Source organism: Mycobacterium sp. IDUB_28 (assembly GCF_055419285.1).
The window spans coordinates 107,428-130,143 of the sequence record NZ_JBVAXK010000004.1 but is presented as its reverse complement, the minus strand read 5'-3'; the positions used below and the strand labels follow the sequence as shown (position 1 = coordinate 130,143).

Sequence of the window (22,716 nt, the reverse complement as noted above, 5' to 3'; positions counted from 1 at the left end):
ACAGGTCGGGGACTAGCGTAAGCGCCCATGGGAGCACAACGGGCTTCAGCAGCAGGCCCGTCCTCGGACGTTCCGGACGGCTTCGGCGTTGCGGTCGTGCGCGAAGAAGGACGGTGGCATTGTTCGGCGATGGGTGCCAAATCGCTGACCAGTCTGTCGGCGGCCGAGACCGAGTTGCGTGAACTGCGCAGCTCCGGCGCCGTGTTCGGGCTGCTCGACGTCGACGACGAGTTCTTCGTCATCGTGCGCCCGGCCCCCTCGGGGACCCGGTTGTTGCTGTCGGACGCCACCGCGGCCCTGGATTACGACATCGCCGACGAGGTGCTGGACAGCCTGGACGCCGATATCGATCCGGATGACCTCGAGGATGCCGACCCGTTCGCCGAGGGTGACCTGGGCTTGCTGTCCGACGTCGGACTGCCCGAGGCGGTGCTCGGCGTGATCCTCGACGAGACCGATCTCTACGCCGACGAGCAGTTGGGGCGGATTGCCCGGGAGATGGGGTTCGCGGAGCAGCTTTCTGCGGTGATCGACCGTCTCGGTCGGTGAAAGTTCCCGTTTCCGACGAGTTGTTGATCCGGGCCGCGTTGGCGGTGGCTGCGACGGCCGGTCCACACGATGTTCCGATCGGCGCGGTGGTGGTGGGTCCGGACGGCACGTGGTTGGGGCAGGCCGTCAATGCGCGCGAGGCACTGGGTGATCCCACCGCGCACGCCGAAGTGCTGGCGTTACGGGCGGCCGCTGCGGTTCTGGGCGACGGCTGGCGGTTGGCGGGCGCGACCCTTGCGGTGACGGTCGAACCGTGCACCATGTGCGCCGGTGCGTTGGTGCTGGCCCGGGTGGGCCGGCTGGTGTTCGGCGCCTGGGAGCCCAAGACCGGCGCAGTCGGCTCGCTGTGGGACGTAGTCCGTGATCGCCGACTCAATCACCGCCCAGAGGTCCGCGGGGGAGTGCTTGCCGACGAGTGCGCCGCGCCGCTCGAGGAATTCTTCGCTCGCCAGCGATTGGGGTGAGACGCGGATAGTTCGGTAAGCTGCTCGGCGGTGGCGTGTCCGAGCGGCCTAAGGAGCACGCCTCGAAAGCGTGTGACGGCTAAAACCGTCCGAGGGTTCAAATCCCTCCGCCACCGCCAAAGCCGGAAACCTGTTGCAGCAGGTGGAGGCGTTTTCTAAGTTGGCTTTATGGGCTCGGCAGTGCCGCGTGGCCACATTTTGGCCACATTTTCGCGCGAATACCTGCTATTTAGCGTAATCGCTACGGCATCTAAGTCGTCGTCAAACAGGTCCGCGTACGTGTCGAGCGTGACCTTTGCTGATGTGTGCCCGAGCATCCGCTGCAGTGCCAAGACGTTGACCCCGGCCGACACAGACAGCGACGCACAGGAATGTCGGAGATCGTGGGGAGTGATTCTCTGGACTTTCGCTTTACTGACGGCTGAAGCGAACCAACCCCCGGACGACTTCGGTCGCGGAAGGTATCCGCCATCGTGGTTTGGGAAGACGAGGTCACCCGCCTGTTTGGATCCGCATTGTGCCGCCAGTGCGTTAAGCACGAACTCGGGTACCGGAACCGACCGTGCTTTGCGTCCCTTCGCGGGACCTACGGCGTGGGCAATGCCTAGCTGGACGGCGTTCTCGTTGATGCTCAACCGACGACGCAGGAACTCGACGTCCCGAACCCGCAGGCCTACCGCTTCTCCCCACCGGATGCCGGTATAGGCCAACACGAGCACAAGCGTTCGATGTTGGCCGGACTCGTCGGCGAGCCGGTAGACGTCATCGGCTGAAAGGTACACGTGGCGTTTACTCGTCTTGCGAGGAAGGTTCTCCGGGCCTTTGGCTGGATTCGCTGACAGCCGCTTGGATTTCACGGCATCGTTGAGAATGCCCGATAGCACGCCATACGCTCGGAGCACTGTCGTGGCACCAGCGCCCTGACCGCTCAGCTTGGCGACCCAGGCCTCGACGCTGAGTAGGTCGACATCGGCAACAGCGACCCATCCCCACCGCGGTGAAACATGTATCCGCCAAGCCGATTCGAGCATCCGATAGTGGGACGGTGCAGTGTGTTGCTTTTTGCGCGTCAACCAATCCGTTCCTAGTTCTGCCACTGTGGCCCGGCCTAGTGATGGGGCGATATACTCACCTCTCGCTTTCGTGACTTCAATTGCGGCGGCAAATAATTCGGCATCGCGCTTCGTTCTAAACCCACGCTTCTGTGTCGACCTGTGGTCGGGGGTGCGATAGCGGACACGCCAGCGCTTGCCCTGGGCGGTGTTGTAGCTATTGACCGTCGCCATCCGGGATTGCCTCTATCGCTGCACGAAGTTCCTTCAGCATCTGCCGACTGACCTGACCACGCTTTTGCGGGTTGGCTCCGGCACCGGCCCGCCGGTCACGTTCTTCAAGAAACGCCCTATTCCATAATGCCGCAGACAACTTCGTGAGGTCGTCCGCATCAATACCGAGAGACCTGCTCGTCCTAGCTTCGGTTGCGCTCCATGACGGGATCCCGCCCTCCGCCACTACCCCTGATGCCAATTGTGCGTCGAACGAGGCGGCGATCGCCGCGGTCACCAATCGCGGTGACAACGGTCGACTGCTCACCAGGTTTGCCAAATCCTGGTGCGACAGCACCAGAAAATCATTGATCTGGATCCGCGTTTCAGCGTGCAGCAACCTGGCGAGGGTAGCGCCCGTGCAGCCTGCGCGCTGGAGGGCGAAGACGACCGCGATCAGCGTCGGGAGGCTAGGGGCGACCCGTCCGGCCTCGAAGTCCTTTACCCGTGATTCGGACCATCTGAGGCCACACTCCTTCGCCGCGATGCTCACCTTCTCGAGCGTCAAACCCGCGTCTTTACGAAGGCGGTGTGCGTTCTGCCCGATCACGGACGCCAAATGCGCGGCACCCTCAGCACCTTCCGAACCCATCGTTTCAGCCTACTAGATATCACGAAATTTGACAGCCCGGACCAACCCCAGTACTAATGGTGACGTTACCAGAAATCCAGAAGAATGACGGAGTGGCCGAATGATCCCGGAACTTGCAACCCCTACGGAGGTCGCCAAGGCGCTGCACACGACACCGGCGGCCCTGGCCCAAATGCGATATCGGGGAGATGGCCCACAGTTTGTCCGTGCCGGGCGTAGACGAGTGCTCTATCGCTGGGTCGACGTAGAGCAGTGGATCGCCGAGTCCGTGCATGTTCGCACCGGCGACTAGCTGGATCCGCTTGATTCACAAAACGAGAACAACGATCGTAACTCGAATACGAAGCACTGGAATGGATTTCGTCCGCAGCCACGCTGACACAACAACTCAGGAGAACCAGACATGACAAACCAATACGCAGTCGACCCAGTGGTAATCGCCGCTCTCGACGCGGAGAGCACCTCTCGCCATGCACACCATGAGGCAGGCCATGCGGTTGCGGTCGTGCTCAAGAAGGGCATCCTGCGCGGCATCTGGTTGGGCGCCGTGGATTGGTCGCGGGATGACACCAGTGCCGACACACCGGGTGGCACTTGGCACCGCACGCCAGCGGACGAACAGCCTTTCGTCACTCTTGCTGGACTGGTTGCCGAGGCGATGTGGACCGTTGAGCACGACGATGAGGTCGACGACTTCGGGCAAGCCTTCGAGAACGCTCAGTTCGACAACGACGACGGCGACACAGAGAAATATGAGAGCCGGATTGACGAACTTTGCTTGCGTTACGGGTCTGACACGATCAGACGGGCGTGGGAGGCCGGATGGATCGAAGAGATGGAAGCGCTGTGGCCCGCCGTGTGCGAGGTGGCCCAGATGCTGATCGATGGCGAGCTCGTAACCCACGAGATGGTCCATGCCGCTGTGGATCGGTGTCGAAATGACTGAAACCGTCCCTACATCGCTGGGTTCCTTCGGCGATGACCAAGGAGCACTGCAGCCCCAGGCCAAAGACACCAGAGAGTTGCTGAAGGAAACGTGCCCGCGTTGTAGCGGGATGCCCTCCACCGAAGTGGTAGTCAATGAAGACGGCGACCCCGACACTCCGAGCGCAAAGTAGAGGTCCGACATGCCACAGCCGCCGCCCCTCAACCGAGACGTAAGCGACATCGCCGATCGGGCAAAATATCATCATGCCAGGGCCACCACGACTCTGGCAAAGACGCAGTACCGGCTCGCTGAACTAGCCGGCCTCGGTCTGCTCGATCCAGCTGAACCGCGCAGCCTGCAGGAGAGCGTGATCGAAATCTACTGGGACCTGTGTTTCGGCACCGTTTGCCGTGCGTGATGAAGAAGACGACGTTGACGAGGAATGGGCCGATTACACGTACAGCACTGGTCGCCCGGTCATGATCAAGACGCGGATCGAGCCCGATGCGAGCTCGGGATCGGGTGGGAGCACATCAGATTCCTTGCCGATGACGGGGCGACCGTCATTCATAAGCGCGGCACGTGCTTCTGCATCTCACCCGTCGATCCCGAGGACGATCGGGGTTGGGCCGGAGCCATTTTCTAATGGGGCGTAGCCCACGGTCCTCGGGTGCCGCGCGCCACCGGGCTGCCTGGCACTTCAAGGCGGGCCCCAAGCGAGACGCAAGTCTGACGGGCGCGGCCGGCACAGCGGTTAGTGGAAAGTCGTACTGCTGCGTCGGAGCCGACATACAGCAAGCGAGGGTCACTAGAGATTCATCTGTGCACCGCCCTGTGTTTGTGGACCTCCACGGACCGGAAACAGAGAACGAAGAAAATCTTCGCTCGGCATCGGTCGCCCAGGACCGGGTGAGAGGACCAAGGTGTCCAAGACAAGTTCAGATGTATTAACCCCCTTAGACGTCGAGATCGAATTCCGCGTCCCGCGTAGCAGCCAGAAAAAGGGCAGAGCCACGGGGTCCTTCGCCCCGCACTTCCGGGTCGGCCGCCGGGTTTACTACCGGCGCGCGGTGATCGAAGCGTGGATCGCCGACCAGGAGCGGCGGAGTCGAGATCATGGGTGAGCCGCGGAGCGATGTCGCCGGTCCGGACGTGCAACTTCGCGAGGTCCTTCCCGAGCATGCCGCTCCGGGTCCAGCTCCATTCGGTGACCGGCAGGTCACCATACTCGTCGTGCTTGGAGGTGACTGTGATCAACCGTTAACTGCCGAACCAGTCCCAGGTTTGGAACGGGAAACACCGTGACGCCCGAAAATAGCTGCCCCACCAATGATTTGATCGCATACGAGGCAGGTATCCACCTCGATCTGGACGATCTCCTTAATTGCCTCGGTCGGACCGACAAGGAGTTTACGGCCATCTGCCACCAGCCGGTCGGCGGTATATTCACTTCGTCCGTAGTCGAGTCGGCTCGCGTAAGCGCCCAGGTGGGGTCGTTGGACGAGACCGCTTGCACCTGGTTCTCGGTGAACCCGATCGCGGGTCCCGCGCGGCAGAAGCAAGGCCGCGGTCGGGAACGGGAAGTGTCTCGATGGGCCGCGCTCTACCTGGATGTGGACGTCAAAGACGGGGCATTCCCGGATCTCGAAAAGGCTGAAGAATTTGTATCCGCGTTAGCAGGCCTGGTCGGCACCCGGCCGACGTTAAAGATTCATTCCGGACACGGCCTTCAGCCGGTATGGCCAATCGAAGACGGGGAACTGGACACAGACGAAAAACGAGGTCGGGCATACCGGCTCAGCCGTCGTTTTGGTCGTCTAGCTACTAGGGTGGCCAGCGATTTCGCAGCCAGAATAGACAATGTTTCGGACCTCTCCCGCATCCTGCGGGTACCAGGCACAACGAATTGGAAGAACCCTGCCAGCCCGGCCCGGGTGTATGCCGTGCGCGATGTCGGTGGACCGCTGACGGTCGATCGGGTCGAAGATTTCCTTGATGAGTGGGCACCGCCGATCGACTCCGATGAGCCTGTGGCGGGCCAGGTGGTAAGCCCTTCAGACAACTGGACATTTGCACACGCCAGCTGTGCCTACGTAACTACCATGGTGCGCTCGTGGCGAGAGGAGTCTGACCGTCCCCGCGCCGGCAGACACCAATGGGCATTGACCCGCTGCGTCCGACTAGCGGCCGCGCACCGGCTCGGCTGCATCACCGAAGATGACCTAGTTAGGTCACTCCAAGCGCTGCAGAATGCGCTGAGGCACTGGTGCAATACCGTGGGCAATTTCCGCGAATTGCACCCCGATGAAATCGGCGGCGGGTACCGGTGGGCTGTCGGCAAGGTGGCGACCTTCGAAGATATACAAGTCTGCGCGGAGCTGGGGAACCATACGCACGACTGTTCAGTTGACCAAGCCGTAGGGCCGCCTAATGACCAGCAACAAACTTCCAGCCTTGGCCGTATCCACCTGAGAGAGCGCCTACTCAGTCTCAATAAACTTCGGGCGCTGCCGCCAGTGGAACCGCTGATCGATGGACTGCTCTACCGGGACACCCTCACTCAGCTCTCTGGGCCACCCGGCTGCTATAAGTCCTTTGCCACCGTCGCTATGAGCTGCGCGCTGGCCGCAGGCAAACCGTTTGGGGATTTTATTGTTCCGAAGGCCGGGAAGGTCGTCTACGTGGCGGCCGAGGGGGCGAGCGGTCTGGAACCCCGCATTCTGGCTTGGTGTGAAGCCATGGGTCTCGACCCGGCTGCGCTAGAAGACCAGCTATTTATCCTCCCGTCGGCGATTCAACTCGGTAATCGAACAGACGTCTCGGAAGCGATCCAGATTGTTCGGGACATCCATGCAGACCTGTTAGTCCTGGACACCCGGGCACGCTGCACAGTGGGGCTTGAAGAGAATTCAGCCACGGCGCAGGGCATAGCAATTGATGCGGCAGAACAGATTCGGGCGGCGGCCAACTGCACCGTGCTGGGTGTGCACCACTCGGCCCGGAACGGTAACGCAGGTCGAGGGTCAAACGCATGGGACGGCGCGGTCTGGTCGGACCTCCGGATGGAGGGGGGCGCGCTGGCGGCGAAAATCCATTGTGAGAAGCACAAGGACGTCGCCGCCGGATGTGACCACCCCTTCAGCCTCGTGCCTCACGTCGTGTCGCCAAAGTTGATGCCTTCGAGATTTGAAGACGAGCGCAAGACGCTTGTGATGTCCAAGAAGAAGGTTGGACTCGATGGACCCTCGGCTAACTCCCAACAGGTGGTTCTGGACATCATCTGGAATTCGGCACCCCCGGAGGGGTTCACTGCACGGCAAGTCGTTGACTTGGCAGAAGACCGCCACGTTCACCGATCCAGCGTCTACACAGCCTTAAAGCACCTGTTTAACGGAGGGTTTATCAAAAACGCCGGCACGGAGAGTCGCTCGCGGTACGTTCCCGGCAGCCAGCAACCAGAACCCAACTCGTCCAAGCGTCCAGATTAAATCCGACTGCGAAGTCCAGATTCCGGACAGTCCGTCCAGGCCGACCACCCTTCAGGGGTCGGACGAAGTGGACATGTGGACATGTATTACCGACATACCGACGGTAAGAGATGAAGTACCAACCACCACGGGCCGGCGCTCGGAGTCAGGCGCGCTCCACGACGGCACCACAGTTCGTGCCGCCGAACCTCGCCATGATTGCCAGAGAATCTTAAATCTCAGCCCTGTAAACACCGATCGCGGCCTTCGACATAAGTGCAGGGAAGTACCAAAAAGGTACGCGTCCCCCTTCGAATCTACGGAGCGGAAGTTATTAAGTCAGACACCCCGAAGGAAGGACGAAGATATGTCAACTGCGATTGACGCCCGCGTCGCCATCGCCAAGGAATTCATCCGCAAACAAGGTACCGGCTGGACTGTCGACATCAGAGAAGTGCTTAGTGACCTGAATGAACACCGCAATTCGCTTCCACCACCCGACAACTCGGTCTTGGTCTCGATCATTCAAGCGTTATGGGCTGATCCGCACATCGACCAGGTCCCTGATACCAGATCGATCGAATTCGCCTGGAACGCGGCGGGCGATATGAGCAAGTATAAGAATCGCGCCAGACCGGTCGGTCCGCAGATTGCGGCTACTCCGCTGAACCGAACTTCAGGTAAATAACACCAGTGCCCGATTCCGGATTGGAGATGTAGTCATGTACCTGACACAACTGGTCGCTGACGACGACGACAAGCCAGTGACGCCCGACTCCGAAATTAACGGATTGCATATAGAACCTCGTTGCCGCGTCTGCAGGAGCGGCGAGGTGCGCAAGACAGTCAACGATTTGCTGGCCATTGGGCACAGCTACGCCATGGTGCTGCGGGCCCTGGGCGACCAGGACTACGCAGATTCCCCGGTCACTATTGATTCGATCCGCAACCACTCCGCCCGCCACTTCCCTGTCCAGCAGGTGGCCCGCGCGACTTACCGCGAGATCGTTGAACGCCGCGCCCACGAAGTCCAAGTTGACTTCGTCAACGGCCTGGCCACCGCACTGACGCCCATGGCGTACTACGACGTCGTGATGAACAAGGCCTTCCGCCGCCTGGTCGACGATGCGGTGGACGTCAGCATCGACACCGGCCTGCGGGCCGCCGAGAAGCTTCAGACCCTGATCGATGCACGTGAAGAAGGTGCGGATATGGCCCGCATCCTCGCCGACATGAACCGCATCATCGAGGTCGTCAAAACGTTTATTCCGAGGGAGCAGTGGCCGCAATTCAAGGCCGCCCTGCGGGGTGAAGCTCCCGCGGACATCCGGCAGAGCGCGACTGCCGGGCAGGTCCGCATGGTCCATGTCGAGGACGACGTGGAAACCGAGGACGGCAGATGATGGTCCGGGGGGTTAGGGATTGCGTATATGGAATCGAAATAGGAATCGGTTGGACACGAATGTGACGCTCAGCCCCTTGTCGGATATCGAGCGGGAACTCGTTTTGCGTCGGGAACTAGTCCGTTGCGGCCTGTTACCTTTCCCGTCGGGTTCTCGTTCCCGAAGACTTCGGATCCGGTTTGCCGACCCCGCACCGGTTCATGTGCGCGGTGGCTCCGATCCAATGGATGACGGTGCCACTCCGGGGACACCGCCACATGGGATGGGTGACGGTCACGGTGTTTTCAACGCGGAATCTTGAGCACTTGGTTCGTCACGGGTGAAGCGTGAAGCCGTATCTCTGCAGGGGCTGGAACATTGCGGACTGGGATTGTTGGGCCCAGGCCGCGGCGGTCGAGACTGAGCCAAAGACGACGAAGCTGGTGCCGTCGTTGCCCACGGCGTAGCCACCGAGTCCACCGAGATCGCTTTGCAGCACCGATTCCGATTGGTAAGTCCCGATCATTATCGGAACCGTCATCCGCCCACCGTTGGCGGTCTGCGCCGCGCCGGTGCACGACAGTGGGCTCGTTGCCCCGGCCATTGCGGGTCCACGTCGCATCGGCAACGGAGTAGTCCGACAGACGGCGCTCGACCAGTCGTTCATGGTCCCGGTGAGATGCGGGCTGGACGACTCCGGTGACGACGAGGAGCAACCCGTCATCCAGCACATGGCCAGGGTTAAGATCACCGAGCGCTTGAAGGTAATCACGGCACCTTGCCCGCGTTGTTCGGGCAGTAGCTGACTACCGACTGGGCGATGTATGTGTGGGCCTGCGCGGGGGTGTACCGGGAGTACTGCTGTAGTTCGGCAGCGATTTCCCCGTAAGTTCGCCCGCCGTCCAGGCCGGTACAGACGCTGCTGCGGGCCCCGCTGATCAACCCGTGCGCAACCCCGGGTATCCCCGCAGCCCGGACAGCCGCCAAGAACTGCGCGTTTACCGGGTCGTTGGGGTCGTAGTAGGGGTTGCCGCAGTCGTCGCCGCAGGGCTCGCTGCTGGCGGTAGGCGTCAGTAGCAACGCGGCGGTAACGGCGGCGATCACCGGGATCATGAGCTTCATGAGTTGCCTCCTTTGGCGACGACAGCGACTACTTTCCGGAATTGACGCAGAACTTGATGGCCTCCTCCAACTGGGGGCCCCGATAACCTTCCGACGTCATTGCTGCCCGGCAGTCTTTCTCGCGTTGACTATCCCGCGAGCACTTGGAGGCAACAACTCCGACGGCAATGACGGCCACGATGATCGCGATGATGGCGAGCTTTTGATCGGTACTGGTCAACCCCTGCCACCACGAGGAGAGAGTGCGCGGAGTTGTCCCAGATTGCGACGGATTGGCCTGCCTTTGGTCCTTTGCTGCGGCGGTGTCTTGGTCTCGCTTCTTGCGGCGGCCGTGCCAGCTGCCGCCGTCCCAGTAAATCTCCGATTGTTCGTCGTTGGGGTCTGGGTACCAGCCAGACTTCCGGCTCGTCACAGAAGCTTTCCGATGTTGGACTGGGGATAGGCGGTGGGGTTTAGCGGGAACTGCATGCCGGTCGGCGAGAATCGCTCGTACCCAGGGTGTCTTGTTGTCACCGGCGACCAGCGTGGGGCCGCCCCGGACCAGACAGTCGCGATCGGGACTGGTTTCATGGCGCATCGGAAGAACCTAGGTTGACAGCCCCGCACCTGGATCACCTGACCGCACTTCAGCCCTTCCACCCCCTGCAGAACAAATATCCTAAATTGGGATATTCCGGGGTGCAAGGTGCGCTGGCCGGGTGGAGAAATCCATCTACTCGGAGCAGTACCAGCAGCTTTGCGCGCTGCTGCGGAAGCTGCGCCGAGAAGCTGGGCTCACCCAATCCGAGGTCGCCGATCGCCTCGATGTTCGCCAATCATTCGTCAGCAAGTACGAGTCCGGGGAACGCCGACTGGATGTCATCGAACTGCGCTACGTCGCCGCGGCCATCGGCACGACTCTGGAGATCGTGATCGCCCAGCTGGCGTGACCTGTGGCTGCTGCACTCGCGGGGTTGTGCGCAACGTTATAGCGAAGTCCGGGCGGGGTCCGCGGCGACCGGAGAGTCCGGGGTTGTCGAAACGTAGACCAGTACAGGCGCTCGACCGTGGTGTTCGTCGCTGCCGCCACGGTGTCGGTCACCCGATATTCGGCACCGACAATCCTTACAAACGGGCCTACGATCAAGTAGTCCTGATCACCGTCCGTCTGGGTTCTCCGAAGTTGTGCCGCCCCTCTGGGCCGAGCTCCACACCGTAGTGCCGGTCGCGCGGAGTGAAGGGCGGGCCAGGCGCGAAACTATATGCGCCGCGCGGCTCGTCGGTACGGGCCTTCGGACCTCGGCCGACACCCTCAACACCTGGGGCCCGGCCAACGAGGAGTAATGCCGCAATTGTGCTGGCCACGGCGAGTGATGCTAACCGACCACGCTGTCGGGTCCTGGGTGCACGCGTCGTCCGACTATGCCGACGACCGGCTTTGAGGTCGGCCGAATTTGCTGGTCGGCGGCGGGAGGCAGGGTAGGCATGGTGGTCATTGGGGTGGACACCCACAAGAAAACCAATACGTTCGTTGGAGTTGATCCGGCGGGTCTGAAGCTCGGCGAGCTCACCGTGGTGGCAACCACGCCTGGGAATATGAAGGCGTTGGGTTGGGCTCGGAAAACCTTCGGCATCGACCTGGTCTGGGCCGTCGAGGATTGCCGGAATCTGTCGGGTCGTCTGGAACGGGACCTGCTCGCCGCGGGCCAGCAGGTGGTGCGGGTACCGCCGCACCTGATGGCCTACACCCGGGCCTCGGCCCGCGTCCGGGGCAAATCCGATGCCATCGACGCGCTGGCCGTGGCCCGGACGTTCTTGCGGGAACCGGACCTGCCGGTGGCCAGCCACGACGAGATCTCGCGCGAGCTGAAGCTCCTAGTGGATCGCCGCGAAGATCTTCTGAAGCAGCAGTCCGCGACGACGTGTCGGTTGTTGTGGCGGATACACGAATTGGACCCGGGGCAGGCACCCAAGGCCGAATCGTTGCGCCGGGCGAAAACCGTTATCACCCTGAGCGCTTGGCTGACGACCGAACCCGGGTTGGTCGCCGAATTGGCCCGGGCCGAGCTCGGCGAGATCAAACTCCTCACCGCGGAGATCAATGCCCTGGAACGGCGCATCGCCGCGCGGGTGCGACCGGTGGCTTCGTCGCTGCTCACGATTTATGGCTGCGCGGAGTTGACGGCGGCCAAGATCATCGGCGAGACCGCGGCCCTGTCCCGGTTCCGCAGCGAGGCCGCGTTCGCCTCCTACGCCGGATTGGCGCCGGTTCCACGGTCCTCGGGCGGCAGTCGCGTACGGGTGAAAGGGGTCCGGTCAGGAAACCGTCAGCTCAACACCGCCCTGTATCGCATCGCGGTGGTGCAGATCAGCCACCCCAACCCGGGTCAGGTGTATTACCGGAGACGCCGCGAAGAGGCGCACGACTCGAAGCCAGTGGCCAGGCGCCGCCTGCAACGACGCATCGTGCGCAGCGTGTTCACCCGGCTCCGCTCTGACTACGCCAACCGGCCAGCTGCACCGGGAGAACTTCAACGCCTTCCCGAACTAGAGCGGATCAATGACGAGTGGGCAACGGCTCTAGGGAAACTAGGGGCGGTTTGAGCCGGTGCGGCCGCTCAGTTGGTTCGCGCCGGACCCGGTTCGCCACCCTTTGCTGCGCTGACTTCCTGGAACCACGCAAAGTGGTAGTTAGCGGTGATCGCGTCGGACGTCACACTGGCTTCGGTCGCTGCTAGCAGCATGCAGTTGATCAGCGCCGCGGGATTGATGTCGGGGTACTGGGCCAGCAGCTGATACCGAGCCGTGTCGAGGTGCACCCGCAGCAAGTTGATTTCCTGCTCGACGATGTCGTCCCCGGCCGCGGCGGCCTTGGCCAACGTATGTGCTAATCGCGGTAGTCCTTCGCGCCAGTGTGTGGCGACCCCCAGCTCCCATCCCAGATCTGCGACCGGCGGCAGTTCTCGCGGCTGCAGGGAAGCGGTGACGGCACCCGGTTCGCCCACCGCACCCGTGGCGTCGTCCCCCGGGAAATAGGTCGCGGTGTGGGTGGTGTCGCCCAGCAACTCGACAACCCCGCCGCCCCGAAGGGCGGGTAGCAACAGCGTCATTCCCTCGGGAATCGAGATCCCCGGGGGAATCCACCCGTGTGCGATGTCGGTGACGACCACCGCGGTGCCGTCGGCGCGCTCGCCGACCGCCCAGGGCAGCCGGGGTTCTTGGCGCACGACGAACATGAGCAGGCGCTGCAACCGCTGCTCGATGTCGTCCTGGGGTAGTTCGGCGGAATCGGGCACCTCCGGGGCAGATCCGGAGACGGGTTGAGCGTCCTGGACGACCGGGATGACTTGCGTGGTCTCCGCATCGGTCGCGGGTGGCACATCCCGGACCGTGGGGATGACCTGCGTCGTCTCCATGTCAGCGGCCCGCGGCACCACCGCCGGGAGAATCTGAGTCGCACCCGGATCGGCGCGGCCCGGACCGTGAGTCGGTGGACGACCGGGGTTGGGCTGCGGATCCATCGGCGGCCCGTGCTGACGCAGCTGACGCCTCGTCGACTCGACCCGCCGCACCGCCAGGGCGCGGGCTTGGTCAATCACTCGAGCTTCGGCGGTGCGCCGTGCCGAATACTCCATTCCCGCCCGTCCGATGGCTCGCAGATCGTCGTTAGCCGACGTGGCTATCCGATGCAGGTCGGCCTTCAGATAGCTTGCAAGAGCATCGGTTTCGACACCGCGGCGGGACAACTCCAAAGGCCACAGACCACCGATCACCCACGGTGTGCAGTCGAGTGGTGCGCTGAACGTGGGTACTGTCAAGGACTCCTCGGTCGCCCGGCGCAGTCGCTGGCGCGCCGTTACCCGACTGAGGATCCCCACCGGCTAAGAGTAACGGCCCTCGCTACCGAACTGGCCGGGCCAACATGCCCCGCCCCTAGCCCCTATCCACACTTATTCGGCGCGTGGCAGTTGGGAGGGCGGTGCTGTGTATGCATTTTGCCGGCGACAGTGGAAAAGGGGACGGGCCGGCCGACTACCCGCGGTGACACACGTGCGCGTCTTGGGCATCCCGACCGACACGCAGGTGCAGGTGATCCAGCGGCACCCCGGCTACGTTCCACGGTCGACGACTACGGCCACTCTGCTGCCGCAACACCCAGGCAGGCCGTCGACGTCATGCCGGACTGCTTGTGGGTTAGCTCACCACACACCAAGTCCAGCATAGAGCCGAAGCCGTTTCTCGGTTGTTAACGCAATAGCGACTGGAGAACGGGACCGTCTTCGTCGTCACCATCGGTACCAGGACCCTGGTCGATAACCGCAGGGGTAGGACGCAGGCTCGAGACCGAGTTGCGTAGGAAGCTCAGCACATCAGGCGGCAGCTCGTGCCGGCGCTCGTAGTCATCAAGGACATCGACGAGGCGGTCAGTGCGGTTATCAAAAGCCTTGCCGCACACTGTAGTGATGGCTATAGCGAGCTGATCGATGTCAGCGCCGCTCAGCTTCGGATCCAGAGTGACCTCTCGGACACGGCCTTTGCTGTCAATCCTGACGGTGACCAGACCAGCGTCGGATTGTGCTTCCCCCTCCACTGCGGCGAACAGGTCAGCGAGTTCGGAGGGGTTGAAGTAATCGTCTAGATCCACGGGCATTTCCCGGCAGAAAGATCACCTGGTGAGGCTTCACCAGGCAGTGAGGCGCAGGAGATGCAGATGTATCTGCGCATTATTCGTCGAGGAGAGAGCCGAAAGCGGCACGGCGCCCGAATTTGTCCTCGACTCGCTTGACGAATGAGACTGGCGTGGCGCCCCTTTCATCGGCGATATACGGGTCCGCGCCGTGGTCGAGCAAGTAGCGGATAATGTCGGCGCCTCGCGTGCCGTTGTAGCCCGGCGAGGCCGTCGCGATGAACAGCGGCGTTTCGCCTTTCCGGTTGGTGAGGTTCAGATCTGCTCCGGCTTCCACCAAGGCTTGGATGACTTCGATGTTGTCGTCTTTTTGCGCGGCGAACATCAGCGGAGTGTAGTCACCTGTGTCCTCGCGAGCGTCGATTTCGGCGCCCGCAGCGATCAACGCCTTGACGTCGTCAAGTTTTTTGTCGACGGCCGCGTAGTGCAGCGGCGTACGTCCAGCGCGGTCACGGTCGTGCACATTCATGGAGTGTCGTCCTTCAGTGTTCACTGATCCTCATTGTGGCGGTCGGCATTCGCGATCATCTGGCCCGCGGCACTTCGTATCGGTGACTGTAATTACCTGGTGCATCTTCGATCCAGAAATGTTCTGGCTTGTTGAACTCCTCGATGAACTGCTTGCGCGTCCAACCTTCACCTATGGCCTGGTCGCGTAACCGCCAATACTCTTGGCCCGGTTGGTGCCCGAACTGCGCCGTCGGGTTCACCGGGTACTTCAATCCCGTCGCGGCGTCGACGAAATACTCCGGCTTGCCGCTCTTCGGATTGTTCTGAATCGGCAGCTTCGTGACTGATTCCGGATATGCCCCTGAAACCGGAATTAACACATCCCTGTCAGTCGCTGACACGTAGTACTTGACGCCGTCGCGCTCTTCGACCGTTGCCGCACCGCGGACTATCTGCTTTGTGGATTCCCGCAGCGTTGGTCGTGTGTATTGATTTCTGGATGCCGCTTCCATTGCTTCCCGGAGGGAGGCCATCTTGCCCTCGAAGGTGGCCAGCAGGACCGGCGCCTCCATCAGCGCGCGCATCCGGGTTCCGCCAGCAGCCATGCGCATCATCGCCGGGCCTATCGTGCCCATGGATTCGACTGCTGCAGCGAGCGCGCGGATTATTTCGAGGATCCTGCTGGCGGTCGCGACCACGCGTGCGACCTCGACGACCTGACCCGGGATCTCAGCGACGCCGGCAGTGAAGAACGCGGCGATTCCGGCGACGGCTTCGATGGCAATCGTCCACGCAAGCAACTCTTTGAGGGCATCGGTGATTTGCTTGTGGGCGTCGTCAATCTTGTGCGCGTAGTCGTCGCACGCGTTGGCCAGATCGGTCATCGTGGCGCCGACGTCGGCCAGCTGGCCCTTCATTTCAGCGATCTTGTCGGCAGCGACAGCCAGGTCGGGTGAGGTGTGGGCGCGGAATGCGCCAACGGCTTGGTCTACCAGTGATTGGCGCGAGTTGAACGCGTTGGCGCAGCCACGTAGCGCTGCCGAGGCCTGTCGCAACTTTCCGGGATTCCCATTTGGCCATACCTCGCCCTCGAGGTAGTTGACGACCAAGCTCCAACCGGTCGGCGGGTTGCTGTCGTCACCGCCGTAAGCCTTCGGAACGTTCGGGCACAGAAACGTCGGTTTGGCCAGAGGCCCGAACGCCATAGCAGACTCTTGAGGGTCGAAAGCTGATTGGGCATCGCCCTCGGCGTGGTTGGCGACCGTGGCAGTGATCAGCTCGATAATCGCCGATGAGCCGTTGATGGTGTCGCTGGCGAACTCCATACCGCCGTATTCGCCGCCGCGGCCGCCGAGTGCCGGGTCGAACCCCTGGGAGAACTTGCGGCCGGGTTTGTCGGAACCGGCCATGCCGCCCAAGCCCGACAGGACCCTGGCCAAGGCGTTAACATCACCGGCCAGCCCATCGTAGAGCTGGATGAAGGGCCCGCCGCCAGCGGCCTTGATTTCTTCGGGATCAACAGTGCGTGGAGCCATAGGCTAGAAGTTCCACATCCGCTGATTCGTCGCCACAATCGTCTCGTAATTCTTGTGCGCCCTTGCCGCACGCTTCTGGATTTCCACCACCGCGTCCCGCATGGTCTTGAGGTCGCAGACCCAACGCTCGTGGTTCTGCTGCTGCGCCAGCGCCGCCTGCCCCTCCCAATCCAGGTGCAGTCTGGCGACCAGGGCATCGACGTCGGCCAGAACGTGTTCGGCTTTCGCGTCGAAGCTCTTCAGCTGGTCAACCCAGTCAGCCAGCTCGTCAGTATCGACCGTGTATTTCATGGCTGGTCCGCTTCGACGAATGAGGTGTTGGCGTCGGCGATAAGCACTGCGGCGGCTTTCAGTCGCTCCACGACGTCATTAGCCGACGCCTTCCAGTCATCAAAGGGCTCGACGAACGTCGGACCGGCACGCCCCTTCCAGGTCCCCAGCAGTGCGTCCCCGCGGCCCGACAACCGCACGATCTCATCGTGAAACCCAGCCGCCGTCTGCTCGAGCGAACGGGCGACCTGCGCAAGTGTCTCGGGGACCACACGCAGCGGCCGACCCCCCTGAGTTCCCACACCCATCACGCGATCCTCACAGAAAATGCCGATGACGTGCAACACCGCGACACCTCAACCGCAGCGACACCATCTGGGCGGTCCTATTAGGGTGGGCTCCGGTACGCCAGGTAGGGGAGCTGTCCTCCCGGCCCCGGTCGTCGACTCGCAGAGGGGAAATTCGTTGAACAGTGGCCTTCATTCAGTGGAGTCGTCCTAGTGGGCAAGTACCGAATCGACCCGCAAGACATCGTCGCAGGCCTGGCTGACGACTCGGAATGCTTTGCCACAGACCGGATCACCGTCGACGGCCGACCGGTCGGATTCATGTATCGCGACGACTCCGGCTGGAACTTCTTCGCCGGCGACGAAGACCAGGCCTACGTGGACAACCCCAACAATATCGGCCTGTTCACCCTCAACGACATCGCCAACTACGACCACACGATCCGCCCCTACCTACACGCACCACCCGGCAGCGCCTGGGTCCGCGAAGGCAACCAATTCGTCAAAGACTCCCTAGGTGCGCCAACCCAACCGCCCGAGCCGGCTAACGGCGGCCTCCAACCCGAATTTCCAGTCGCCGCGGGCAATTTCAAGATGACCAGCGACTGGTCCATCAACCTGGCCCAGCCCATGAACCGGCGGTTCGAAGACGACGCCCTGGTGCTATGGCGGCCCGGCCTGACCGCTTGGATCACCGTCTGGGGCAACCCCAAGCTCGATTCCCCGACAATCCGTCTCGGCAAGATCAAGCAGATGAGCTCACCACACCGCTTCAACGAGAAGGAGTGGACCAACGCCGGCCTCATCTACTACACCTACCGCCTCAACGAGAAACCCAGCGAAAGCAAGCCGGCCGCGCTGTACGGAAACGTCATCGGCATCGCCGGGCACATCCAAATCGCCGCCTACTTCGACCACGAAGCCAGCCTCGCCCCAGCAACAGTGCTTGTCGGACGGGTCTCGTCTAACGGCCCTCAAACACGCAGTGCGCTCACTAGCGACAACTGACATCCGCATACAAGACGTTCCCGCCATGCCTCGACCGTCCATGCCGTGAGCTGCGGCGTGGACGACACCCAAACCACCGCCTGCAAAGATTCGCAAGGCCGCGCTTTCGTGCTGTCACCACGCGGCTCGGGATGGCTTCAGCTCTAGGTGTCGACGCAAACGGCCTTGCGCCGGGCAGCTCCGACATTGAAGATGGCGACGCCGCCGCGGCCCCACCGCTTCATCGCTTCCGGCTTGTGAGTGTTGCTCGTCAAGATTCTTGGACACCCACAGAGAACCCGGGCAAGCCTTCGCTGTTAACGCACCGGCGTCTGCTAGATGACGAGCGCTGTCGGGTAGGTGTCTTCGCAGCCCCGACGAGGGCCAGTCGCGATCCACCTGCGCCGAGCCCGCTGTCGTTCGCCGTAGAGGCCCATGGTCATCTCGACAGTTCGATTTAGGAAGCCAGTGCAGCGTCGATCGGCGCTCGAAATGGCGCTTGCCGTTCCGCTCGCGTGCGGAGCCCCAGGAGCGGATCTTTCGGCCCAGAAACAGAATATCGCCTCAAAGCAGGCTGAGCAGGTAGTCGAATATTATTCGAATCGTAAATACTCAGGGTCAGTTTAGCCATGGTTATTTGTTGCTTAGGTGCCAGAATTGCAATGCAGTCTTTCTCAGCGACCTAGCGGTGGCGATCGTCATATAGGGATTGCCATGCTTCTCGCGCTCGTATTCGAGGACCTGATCGTCATCCATACCGGCCAGTTCGTCGCGGGTCACGTTAGCCACCGTTGTCCCCCCTTCGCGATCTGGTCGTAGAAAAACTTCGGAGTCTCGACTGCCGACGGATGTCCGTCTTTATCACAGTATCCGTCTTGCGGGTACTTCCTCGGTGCTCGATCGCTTCCGGCCCACACGGTCCACCGCTGGGGCGTGGCCAAAATTTAATTCGCCCGAACCCGCCAGCGCGATCGGATTATCTTTGGCCGATGGAGGGGACGCCGTTCGGCCGCTACGTATTGATTGAACTGCTCGGCCGCGGCGGGATGGGCGAAGTGTGGCGTGCCCTGGACACGGACACGGACCGGGTCGTGGCTATCAAGCTGTTGCCCGCTGCGCTGGCAGCGGATTCCACCTTCGTGCAGCGGTTTCGGCGCGAGGCGTATGCCGCGGCGAAGCTGAACAATCCCCATATCATCCCGATTCATCACTACGGCGAGATCGACGGCCGACTGTACGTCGACATGCGCCTGGTGGAGGGCCGCGATCTACAGGAACTGCTGAGCAAAGGACCGCTCGAGCCCGCGCGGTCGGTGGGGATCGTCGAACAGGTCGCCAAAACCTTAAATAGCGCTCACAAATCTGGTGTGGTCCACCGCGACGTCAAGCCCTCCAACATCTTGGTCGACGAGGACGACTTCGCGTATCTAATCGACTTCGGGATCGCACGCGCTGCAGATGTCACTGACCTGACTGGTACCGGCGCAACCATCGGCACTTGGGCCTACATGGCGCCCGAACGGTTCCAGACAGGAGCCGCTGACGCCAAGGTGGATGTCTACGCCCTGGCGTGTGTCCTATATCAGTGTCTGACTGGCAATTCAGCGTTCCCGGGCGCAAGCCTCCCGGAGCAGATGCATGCGCACATCTACCTCGATCGACCCCGGCCCAGTCAGCAACGGCCCGGTGTACCAACAGGATTCGACAAGGTCATTGCTCGTGGTATGGCGATAGACCCCGACCAGAGGTATGCGACCACCACGAAGTTGGCTACCGCGGCCCGCGATGTCATCACCGCCTCCATCTCATCGACAATGACGGCACCGGCCCCCCGCAACCCTTCGTCTAGCGGGACTACGAAGTCGAGTCCCACCAAGGCGACGCCTTCTAAGGCCAGCCCTTCCAAGAGCCGCGCGAAGGCGGCCGCGACGAAGCCCAGCCCCTCCGTTTCACCCGTGAAGGCGAGCCCGAAGGCAAGCCTTTCCAAGAGGACTGCCACGGGCACCGAAATAAAGAAGAGCAGACCAGCACCCGCTGCCGACAGTTCGAAGCCGCGCCAGGACCGACGATTGTTGCTTCTCAAGGGCGGATTGGCTGCGACGGCTCTGGTTGGTGTCGTGAGTTTGTTGATAGGGCAGCCCTGGCGATCTGAAGAGCGGTCGACAAGATCCGCTACCAGCACTGAAACATGGACGGGTTCGAGTGCGATAGCTACCGCGCCATTGCCGCCAGCCGTTTCGCCGTCGACTTCCGCCAGTGCAGTGCCGACGACGAGCACAGCCACTGGCGGGTATCGCTACGCATTACCAGGGTGCTACTTCAAGGACGACCAGCCAACAGAACGGCCCACGACGCTCACATTCCAAACCTGCGCCGATGGCTCTTATCGGCTTGAAGCGATGTCGTGGAGCTCCTGGGGTTCCGCTGGCGCACAAGGAACCGGCATTCTAAGTTACAAAGTCTGCGAACCCAGTTGCGCTGAAGGGCACCGGGCCCAATATGCAGCAAACGTATCGGCTTTCAATCCACGACCGGCTGGCTACAACTCTGGCTGCCCAACTGATGTCTCTTTCTACGGCGAAATGATCATCTCGTTCCCGGCCAGCTCACCGAATACCATTGAAATGTCCGCCAATACGACATATCTCGGACGACCGGCTATCCGCTTCACGACGTCACCCGAAGAAACCGGCCAAGGTTTCCTCGGCAACTTGATCTGTTACTGACGGGTCAGCCACCCGCGCGGCACTGACCGCCCGAACCATCAGGTCGAAGAATCACACGACGACGTCGTACACCACGTCCCTGGACTTGACCGTCTGAGGGAAGGCACAACAACAACGCTTGTGGGCACTCCTTAACGTTGCTTTGTGGGCGAACCTGATTTCACAAGTAGGCTTCCCTGCTGTGGTGTGACTCTGAAACCATGGGCAAATGACCTGGCTTGAGTTTGTGTCCAGTCTCGTATCTTCGCTTGCTTGGCCAATCGTCATAGTCGTCGTAGTCATCTACCTTCGTTCAGAGGTGAAGTCAGTCGCCCAGGGGTTTTCTCGTCGGATAAAGGACATGACGAAGGTCCAGGCTGGAAATGTGTCGGCGGAGTTTGAAAAAGGCGCATCTGAAGTCGCCCAGAGGATGGACGCGATGGTCAGCGCCGACGGCATGGAGCTCACTATTGGTGAGACGAACGTGGTACGGCAGCTCCCTGATGGAACGGTCGATGATCGTAAGGATAAGGTCGAGCGACTGCTGGAGCAGGATCCTCGAGCGGTCGTGCTACTCGAGTTCATCGAAGTCGAGTCTGCTCTCGCCCATGTGTATCAACAACTGTTCGCGAAGCCCTGGCAGCCCAGCCCCAGAAGTAGTTTCAACCAGATGGTGAACACGCTGGCTGAGTGGGAGATCATTGCGGGCGACATGGCAGGCGTGATGACCGAGCTCGCTCAACTGCGTAACAAGATCGCCCACGAATCCGACGCGACTGTGACGCAGGATGCCGCACGCGATTATGTGTCTGCTGCGGCGACTGTTATCGACTATCTGCGTCGCGTGAAGGTGGAAGAGGAAAAACCGAAGTTAGAAATGCGCAAGCTGGAGCGAATGAGGGGGTTTCCGGGCGAGTTCAGCGGCGGGGGTCTCAGAGAGTAGAGCAACACAGAAGACAGCAGACTTGACGTGCGTCAAGGGCGCGGTTAGCCCGGCCATGATCGCGTACGCGGGCGAGGGAACAACAAATCCCAAGTGCCTGCTGCGCCCTTCGACCCAGGCCATAATCGACGGATTGTTAATCGGGATCAAACAACCACAGCGACTGGCGGCGTCTCAATAAAGACCACATTCGAGACACTACCGAATAACACAACCGGCCCAGTTCCCGCCCAGGTCGCACTGTCTCAATAGTTTGTCTCGGAAATGGACGTCGCGATATCCGCGTTGAAACAGTAATGAGTCAACGGAATTCGACATCACCGCCCACCGGCACCTGCATCGGCTACACCCGGGTCAGCACCGTCAACCAGACCCTGGATCAGCAGAACGAGGCACTGACCACCACCGGTGTCAGCAAGGTGTTCTCGGATGTGATGTCTGGTGCCCGAGACGATCGTCCCGGCCTTGCCGCTCTACTTAATTACGTCCGCGACGGTGACACCGTTGTGGTGTGGAAGCTGGATCGACTGGGGCGCAACATGCTTCACATTCTTCAGACCGTCCGAGAACTGACCGACCGGGGTGTCACCCTCGTCTCGGTCACCGACGGCATTGACTCCTCGACCCCGGCTGGACGCATGATGATCGGCGTTCTGGGATCTCTTGCTGAATACGAGCGTGAACTGATCCGGGAAAGGACCGCATTGAAGCGGGCCGCGTCCCGGGCCAACGGCATCAGGTTTGGCCGGCCTCGGAAGGTCGGGGATATCGACCACCTCGCCACCGCCAAGCGTATGAAGACTGATGGGCATACAGCTAAAGACATCGCGAAGTATCTCGGGGTCAGCCGGGCGACGCTCTACCGGTATTTGCAGTAGGTGTGGGAGGTGGAAGCCAAGAGCCATTCGACGCGAGACGCTCGCTTTCTTTAAGGCAATTTGACGGTCGTAGACATCCTGCTCATTCAGGTCCCGGTCGATAATGGATGAAGCTGGTCTACACGCCTTTACGGTCAGACTACCTACGGCCAATAGTCGTGAGTTC

At 61.6% G+C, this 22,716-nt stretch carries 25 protein-coding genes and 1 tRNA gene; 14 read left to right on the top strand and 12 right to left on the bottom strand.

Annotation, left to right across the window (positions count from 1 at the left end; translation table 11 throughout):
• Nucleotides 1-27 precede the first annotated feature (27 nt).
• The 3 genes from ACZYZ9_RS10065 to ACZYZ9_RS10055 all read left to right on the top strand — a co-directional run bounded on the left by ACZYZ9_RS10065 (nt 28) and on the right by ACZYZ9_RS10055 (nt 1,132).
• Nucleotides 28-549, top strand: a complete 522-nt coding sequence (locus ACZYZ9_RS10065) for a tRNA adenosine deaminase-associated protein (protein WP_463826123.1) — start codon at nt 28-30, stop codon at nt 547-549.
• Complete coding sequence (locus ACZYZ9_RS10060) at nt 546-1,013, top strand: nucleoside deaminase (protein WP_463826122.1); 468 nt, start codon at nt 546-548, stop codon at nt 1,011-1,013. Before ACZYZ9_RS10065 ends, ACZYZ9_RS10060 begins: the two co-directional genes overlap by 4 nt.
• 29 nt (nt 1,014-1,042) lie before the next feature.
• Nucleotides 1,043-1,132, top strand: a tRNA-Ser gene (locus tag ACZYZ9_RS10055).
• A 36-nt stretch (nt 1,133-1,168) separates the two neighbouring features.
• Here the strand turns inward: ACZYZ9_RS10055 and ACZYZ9_RS10050 are convergent.
• Nucleotides 1,169-2,299, bottom strand: coding sequence for a tyrosine-type recombinase/integrase (locus ACZYZ9_RS10050; RefSeq protein WP_463826121.1), 1,131 nt, complete (start codon nt 2,297-2,299; stop codon nt 1,169-1,171).
• On the bottom strand, nt 2,283-2,930 hold the full coding sequence (locus ACZYZ9_RS10045; protein WP_463826120.1) for a helix-turn-helix domain-containing protein: 648 nt from the start codon (nt 2,928-2,930) through the stop codon (nt 2,283-2,285). Before ACZYZ9_RS10045 ends, ACZYZ9_RS10050 begins: the two co-directional genes overlap by 17 nt.
• A 403-nt stretch (nt 2,931-3,333) precedes the next feature.
• Here ACZYZ9_RS10045 and ACZYZ9_RS10040 point away from each other — a divergent pair, with 403 nt between their 5' ends.
• The 5 genes from ACZYZ9_RS10040 to ACZYZ9_RS10020 all read left to right on the top strand — a co-directional run bounded on the left by ACZYZ9_RS10040 (nt 3,334) and on the right by ACZYZ9_RS10020 (nt 8,728).
• On the top strand, nt 3,334-3,876 hold the full coding sequence (locus ACZYZ9_RS10040) for a hypothetical protein (RefSeq protein ID WP_463826119.1): 543 nt from the start codon (nt 3,334-3,336) through the stop codon (nt 3,874-3,876).
• A gap of 181 nt (nt 3,877-4,057) precedes the next feature.
• The gene (locus tag ACZYZ9_RS10035) at nt 4,058-4,276 is read left to right on the top strand and encodes a hypothetical protein (RefSeq protein ID WP_463826118.1); all 219 of its coding nucleotides are present in this window, start codon (nt 4,058-4,060) and stop codon (nt 4,274-4,276) included.
• A gap of 883 nt (nt 4,277-5,159) precedes the next feature.
• Complete coding sequence (locus tag ACZYZ9_RS10030) at nt 5,160-7,346, top strand: AAA family ATPase (protein WP_463826117.1); 2,187 nt, start codon at nt 5,160-5,162, stop codon at nt 7,344-7,346.
• A 346-nt stretch (nt 7,347-7,692) separates the two neighbouring features.
• Nucleotides 7,693-8,013 carry a hypothetical protein gene (locus tag ACZYZ9_RS10025; RefSeq protein WP_463826116.1) on the top strand — a complete coding sequence of 107 codons (321 nt, stop codon included), beginning with the start codon at nt 7,693-7,695 and terminating at the stop codon, nt 8,011-8,013.
• A gap of 34 nt (nt 8,014-8,047) precedes the next feature.
• Nucleotides 8,048-8,728, top strand: coding sequence for a hypothetical protein (locus tag ACZYZ9_RS10020; RefSeq protein WP_463826115.1), 681 nt, complete (start codon nt 8,048-8,050; stop codon nt 8,726-8,728).
• 313 nt (nt 8,729-9,041) lie between these two features.
• On the opposite strand, the gene ACZYZ9_RS10015 is transcribed toward ACZYZ9_RS10020, so the two are convergent.
• The 3 genes from ACZYZ9_RS10015 to ACZYZ9_RS10005 form a co-directional block, all read right to left on the bottom strand.
• Nucleotides 9,042-9,248, bottom strand: a complete 207-nt coding sequence (locus ACZYZ9_RS10015) for a hypothetical protein (RefSeq protein WP_463826114.1) — start codon at nt 9,246-9,248, stop codon at nt 9,042-9,044.
• A 227-nt stretch (nt 9,249-9,475) separates the two neighbouring features.
• Nucleotides 9,476-9,829 carry a DUF732 domain-containing protein gene (locus ACZYZ9_RS10010; RefSeq protein ID WP_463826113.1) on the bottom strand — a complete coding sequence of 118 codons (354 nt, stop codon included), beginning with the start codon at nt 9,827-9,829 and terminating at the stop codon, nt 9,476-9,478.
• Nucleotides 9,830-9,857: 28 nt separating this feature from the next.
• On the bottom strand, nt 9,858-10,241 hold the full coding sequence (locus ACZYZ9_RS10005) for a DUF2510 domain-containing protein (protein WP_463826112.1): 384 nt from the start codon (nt 10,239-10,241) through the stop codon (nt 9,858-9,860).
• 286 nt (nt 10,242-10,527) lie between these two features.
• Here ACZYZ9_RS10005 and ACZYZ9_RS10000 point away from each other — a divergent pair, with 286 nt between their 5' ends.
• Both ACZYZ9_RS10000 and ACZYZ9_RS09995 read left to right on the top strand, forming a co-directional pair.
• The gene (locus ACZYZ9_RS10000; RefSeq protein ID WP_463826111.1) at nt 10,528-10,758 is read left to right on the top strand and encodes a helix-turn-helix domain-containing protein; all 231 of its coding nucleotides are present in this window, start codon (nt 10,528-10,530) and stop codon (nt 10,756-10,758) included.
• Between the two features lie 535 nt (nt 10,759-11,293).
• On the top strand, nt 11,294-12,412 hold the full coding sequence (locus ACZYZ9_RS09995; RefSeq protein ID WP_463826110.1) for an IS110 family RNA-guided transposase: 1,119 nt from the start codon (nt 11,294-11,296) through the stop codon (nt 12,410-12,412).
• 14 nt (nt 12,413-12,426) lie between these two features.
• Here the strand turns inward: ACZYZ9_RS09995 and ACZYZ9_RS09990 are convergent, their stop codons facing one another.
• The 6 genes from ACZYZ9_RS09990 to ACZYZ9_RS09965 all read right to left on the bottom strand — a co-directional run bounded on the left by ACZYZ9_RS09990 (nt 12,427) and on the right by ACZYZ9_RS09965 (nt 17,058).
• Nucleotides 12,427-13,686 carry a DUF5631 domain-containing protein gene (locus ACZYZ9_RS09990; protein ID WP_463826109.1) on the bottom strand — a complete coding sequence of 420 codons (1,260 nt, stop codon included), beginning with the start codon at nt 13,684-13,686 and terminating at the stop codon, nt 12,427-12,429.
• A gap of 368 nt (nt 13,687-14,054) precedes the next feature.
• Nucleotides 14,055-14,453, bottom strand: coding sequence for a YbaB/EbfC family nucleoid-associated protein (locus tag ACZYZ9_RS09985; RefSeq protein ID WP_463826108.1), 399 nt, complete (start codon nt 14,451-14,453; stop codon nt 14,055-14,057).
• 79 nt (nt 14,454-14,532) lie between these two features.
• Nucleotides 14,533-14,964, bottom strand: a complete 432-nt coding sequence (locus ACZYZ9_RS09980) for an ankyrin repeat domain-containing protein (protein WP_463826107.1) — start codon at nt 14,962-14,964, stop codon at nt 14,533-14,535.
• Between the two features lie 55 nt (nt 14,965-15,019).
• Nucleotides 15,020-16,480, bottom strand: coding sequence for an HNH/ENDO VII family nuclease (locus ACZYZ9_RS09975; RefSeq protein WP_463826106.1), 1,461 nt, complete (start codon nt 16,478-16,480; stop codon nt 15,020-15,022).
• Between the two features lie 3 nt (nt 16,481-16,483).
• Nucleotides 16,484-16,771, bottom strand: coding sequence for a WXG100 family type VII secretion target (locus tag ACZYZ9_RS09970; RefSeq protein WP_463826105.1), 288 nt, complete (start codon nt 16,769-16,771; stop codon nt 16,484-16,486).
• A complete protein-coding gene (locus tag ACZYZ9_RS09965) occupies nt 16,768-17,058 on the bottom strand; it encodes a WXG100 family type VII secretion target (RefSeq protein ID WP_463826104.1) in 291 nt (96 codons plus the stop codon). The genes ACZYZ9_RS09970 and ACZYZ9_RS09965 overlap by 4 nt, the downstream gene beginning before the upstream one ends.
• A 192-nt stretch (nt 17,059-17,250) precedes the next feature.
• Here ACZYZ9_RS09965 and ACZYZ9_RS09960 point away from each other — a divergent pair, with 192 nt between their 5' ends.
• Nucleotides 17,251-18,045, top strand: a complete 795-nt coding sequence (locus tag ACZYZ9_RS09960) for a DUF2185 domain-containing protein (RefSeq protein ID WP_463826103.1) — start codon at nt 17,251-17,253, stop codon at nt 18,043-18,045.
• A gap of 612 nt (nt 18,046-18,657) precedes the next feature.
• Here ACZYZ9_RS09960 and ACZYZ9_RS09955 read toward each other — a convergent pair.
• Nucleotides 18,658-18,804: a hypothetical protein gene (locus ACZYZ9_RS09955; RefSeq protein WP_463826102.1), complete on the bottom strand. Its 147-nt coding sequence runs from the start codon at nt 18,802-18,804 to the stop codon at nt 18,658-18,660.
• Between the two features lie 209 nt (nt 18,805-19,013).
• Between ACZYZ9_RS09955 and ACZYZ9_RS09950 the strand changes: the two genes are divergently transcribed.
• The 3 genes from ACZYZ9_RS09950 to ACZYZ9_RS09940 all read left to right on the top strand — a co-directional run bounded on the left by ACZYZ9_RS09950 (nt 19,014) and on the right by ACZYZ9_RS09940 (nt 22,550).
• Complete coding sequence (locus ACZYZ9_RS09950; RefSeq protein WP_463826101.1) at nt 19,014-20,750, top strand: serine/threonine-protein kinase; 1,737 nt, start codon at nt 19,014-19,016, stop codon at nt 20,748-20,750.
• A gap of 208 nt (nt 20,751-20,958) precedes the next feature.
• A complete protein-coding gene (locus ACZYZ9_RS09945; RefSeq protein ID WP_463826100.1) occupies nt 20,959-21,672 on the top strand; it encodes a hypothetical protein in 714 nt (237 codons plus the stop codon).
• A 296-nt stretch (nt 21,673-21,968) separates the two neighbouring features.
• A complete protein-coding gene (locus ACZYZ9_RS09940) occupies nt 21,969-22,550 on the top strand; it encodes a recombinase family protein (protein WP_463826099.1) in 582 nt (193 codons plus the stop codon).
• Nucleotides 22,551-22,716: the final 166 nt, after the last annotated feature.

Excerpts from the sequence above, each read along its gene's own strand:
- ACZYZ9_RS10040 (WP_463826119.1), top strand. The coding sequence starts at position 3,334 with ATGACAAACCAATACGCAGTCGACCCAGTGGTAATCGCCGCTCTCGAC.
- ACZYZ9_RS10065 (WP_463826123.1), top strand. The coding sequence starts at position 28 with ATGGGAGCACAACGGGCTTCAGCAGCAGGCCCGTCCTCGGACGTTCCG.
- ACZYZ9_RS09975 (WP_463826106.1), bottom strand. The coding sequence starts at position 16,480 with ATGGCTCCACGCACTGTTGATCCCGAAGAAATCAAGGCCGCTGGCGGC.
- ACZYZ9_RS09945 (WP_463826100.1), top strand. The coding sequence starts at position 20,959 with ATGACCTGGCTTGAGTTTGTGTCCAGTCTCGTATCTTCGCTTGCTTGG.
- ACZYZ9_RS10045 (WP_463826120.1), bottom strand. The coding sequence starts at position 2,930 with ATGGGTTCGGAAGGTGCTGAGGGTGCCGCGCATTTGGCGTCCGTGATC.
- ACZYZ9_RS09965 (WP_463826104.1), bottom strand. The coding sequence starts at position 17,058 with ATGGGTGTGGGAACTCAGGGGGGTCGGCCGCTGCGTGTGGTCCCCGAG.
- ACZYZ9_RS09970 (WP_463826105.1), bottom strand. The coding sequence starts at position 16,771 with ATGAAATACACGGTCGATACTGACGAGCTGGCTGACTGGGTTGACCAG.
- ACZYZ9_RS10035 (WP_463826118.1), top strand. The coding sequence starts at position 4,058 with ATGCCACAGCCGCCGCCCCTCAACCGAGACGTAAGCGACATCGCCGAT.
- ACZYZ9_RS10025 (WP_463826116.1), top strand. The coding sequence starts at position 7,693 with ATGTCAACTGCGATTGACGCCCGCGTCGCCATCGCCAAGGAATTCATC.
- ACZYZ9_RS10015 (WP_463826114.1), bottom strand. The coding sequence starts at position 9,248 with ATGACGGTTCCGATAATGATCGGGACTTACCAATCGGAATCGGTGCTG.
- ACZYZ9_RS09980 (WP_463826107.1), bottom strand. The coding sequence starts at position 14,964 with ATGAATGTGCACGACCGTGACCGCGCTGGACGTACGCCGCTGCACTAC.
- ACZYZ9_RS10010 (WP_463826113.1), bottom strand. The coding sequence starts at position 9,829 with ATGAAGCTCATGATCCCGGTGATCGCCGCCGTTACCGCCGCGTTGCTA.
- ACZYZ9_RS09995 (WP_463826110.1), top strand. The coding sequence starts at position 11,294 with ATGGTGGTCATTGGGGTGGACACCCACAAGAAAACCAATACGTTCGTT.
- ACZYZ9_RS10050 (WP_463826121.1), bottom strand. The coding sequence starts at position 2,299 with ATGGCGACGGTCAATAGCTACAACACCGCCCAGGGCAAGCGCTGGCGT.
- ACZYZ9_RS10020 (WP_463826115.1), top strand. The coding sequence starts at position 8,048 with ATGTACCTGACACAACTGGTCGCTGACGACGACGACAAGCCAGTGACG.
- ACZYZ9_RS09940 (WP_463826099.1), top strand. The coding sequence starts at position 21,969 with ATGAGTCAACGGAATTCGACATCACCGCCCACCGGCACCTGCATCGGC.
- ACZYZ9_RS09950 (WP_463826101.1), top strand. The coding sequence starts at position 19,014 with ATGGAGGGGACGCCGTTCGGCCGCTACGTATTGATTGAACTGCTCGGC.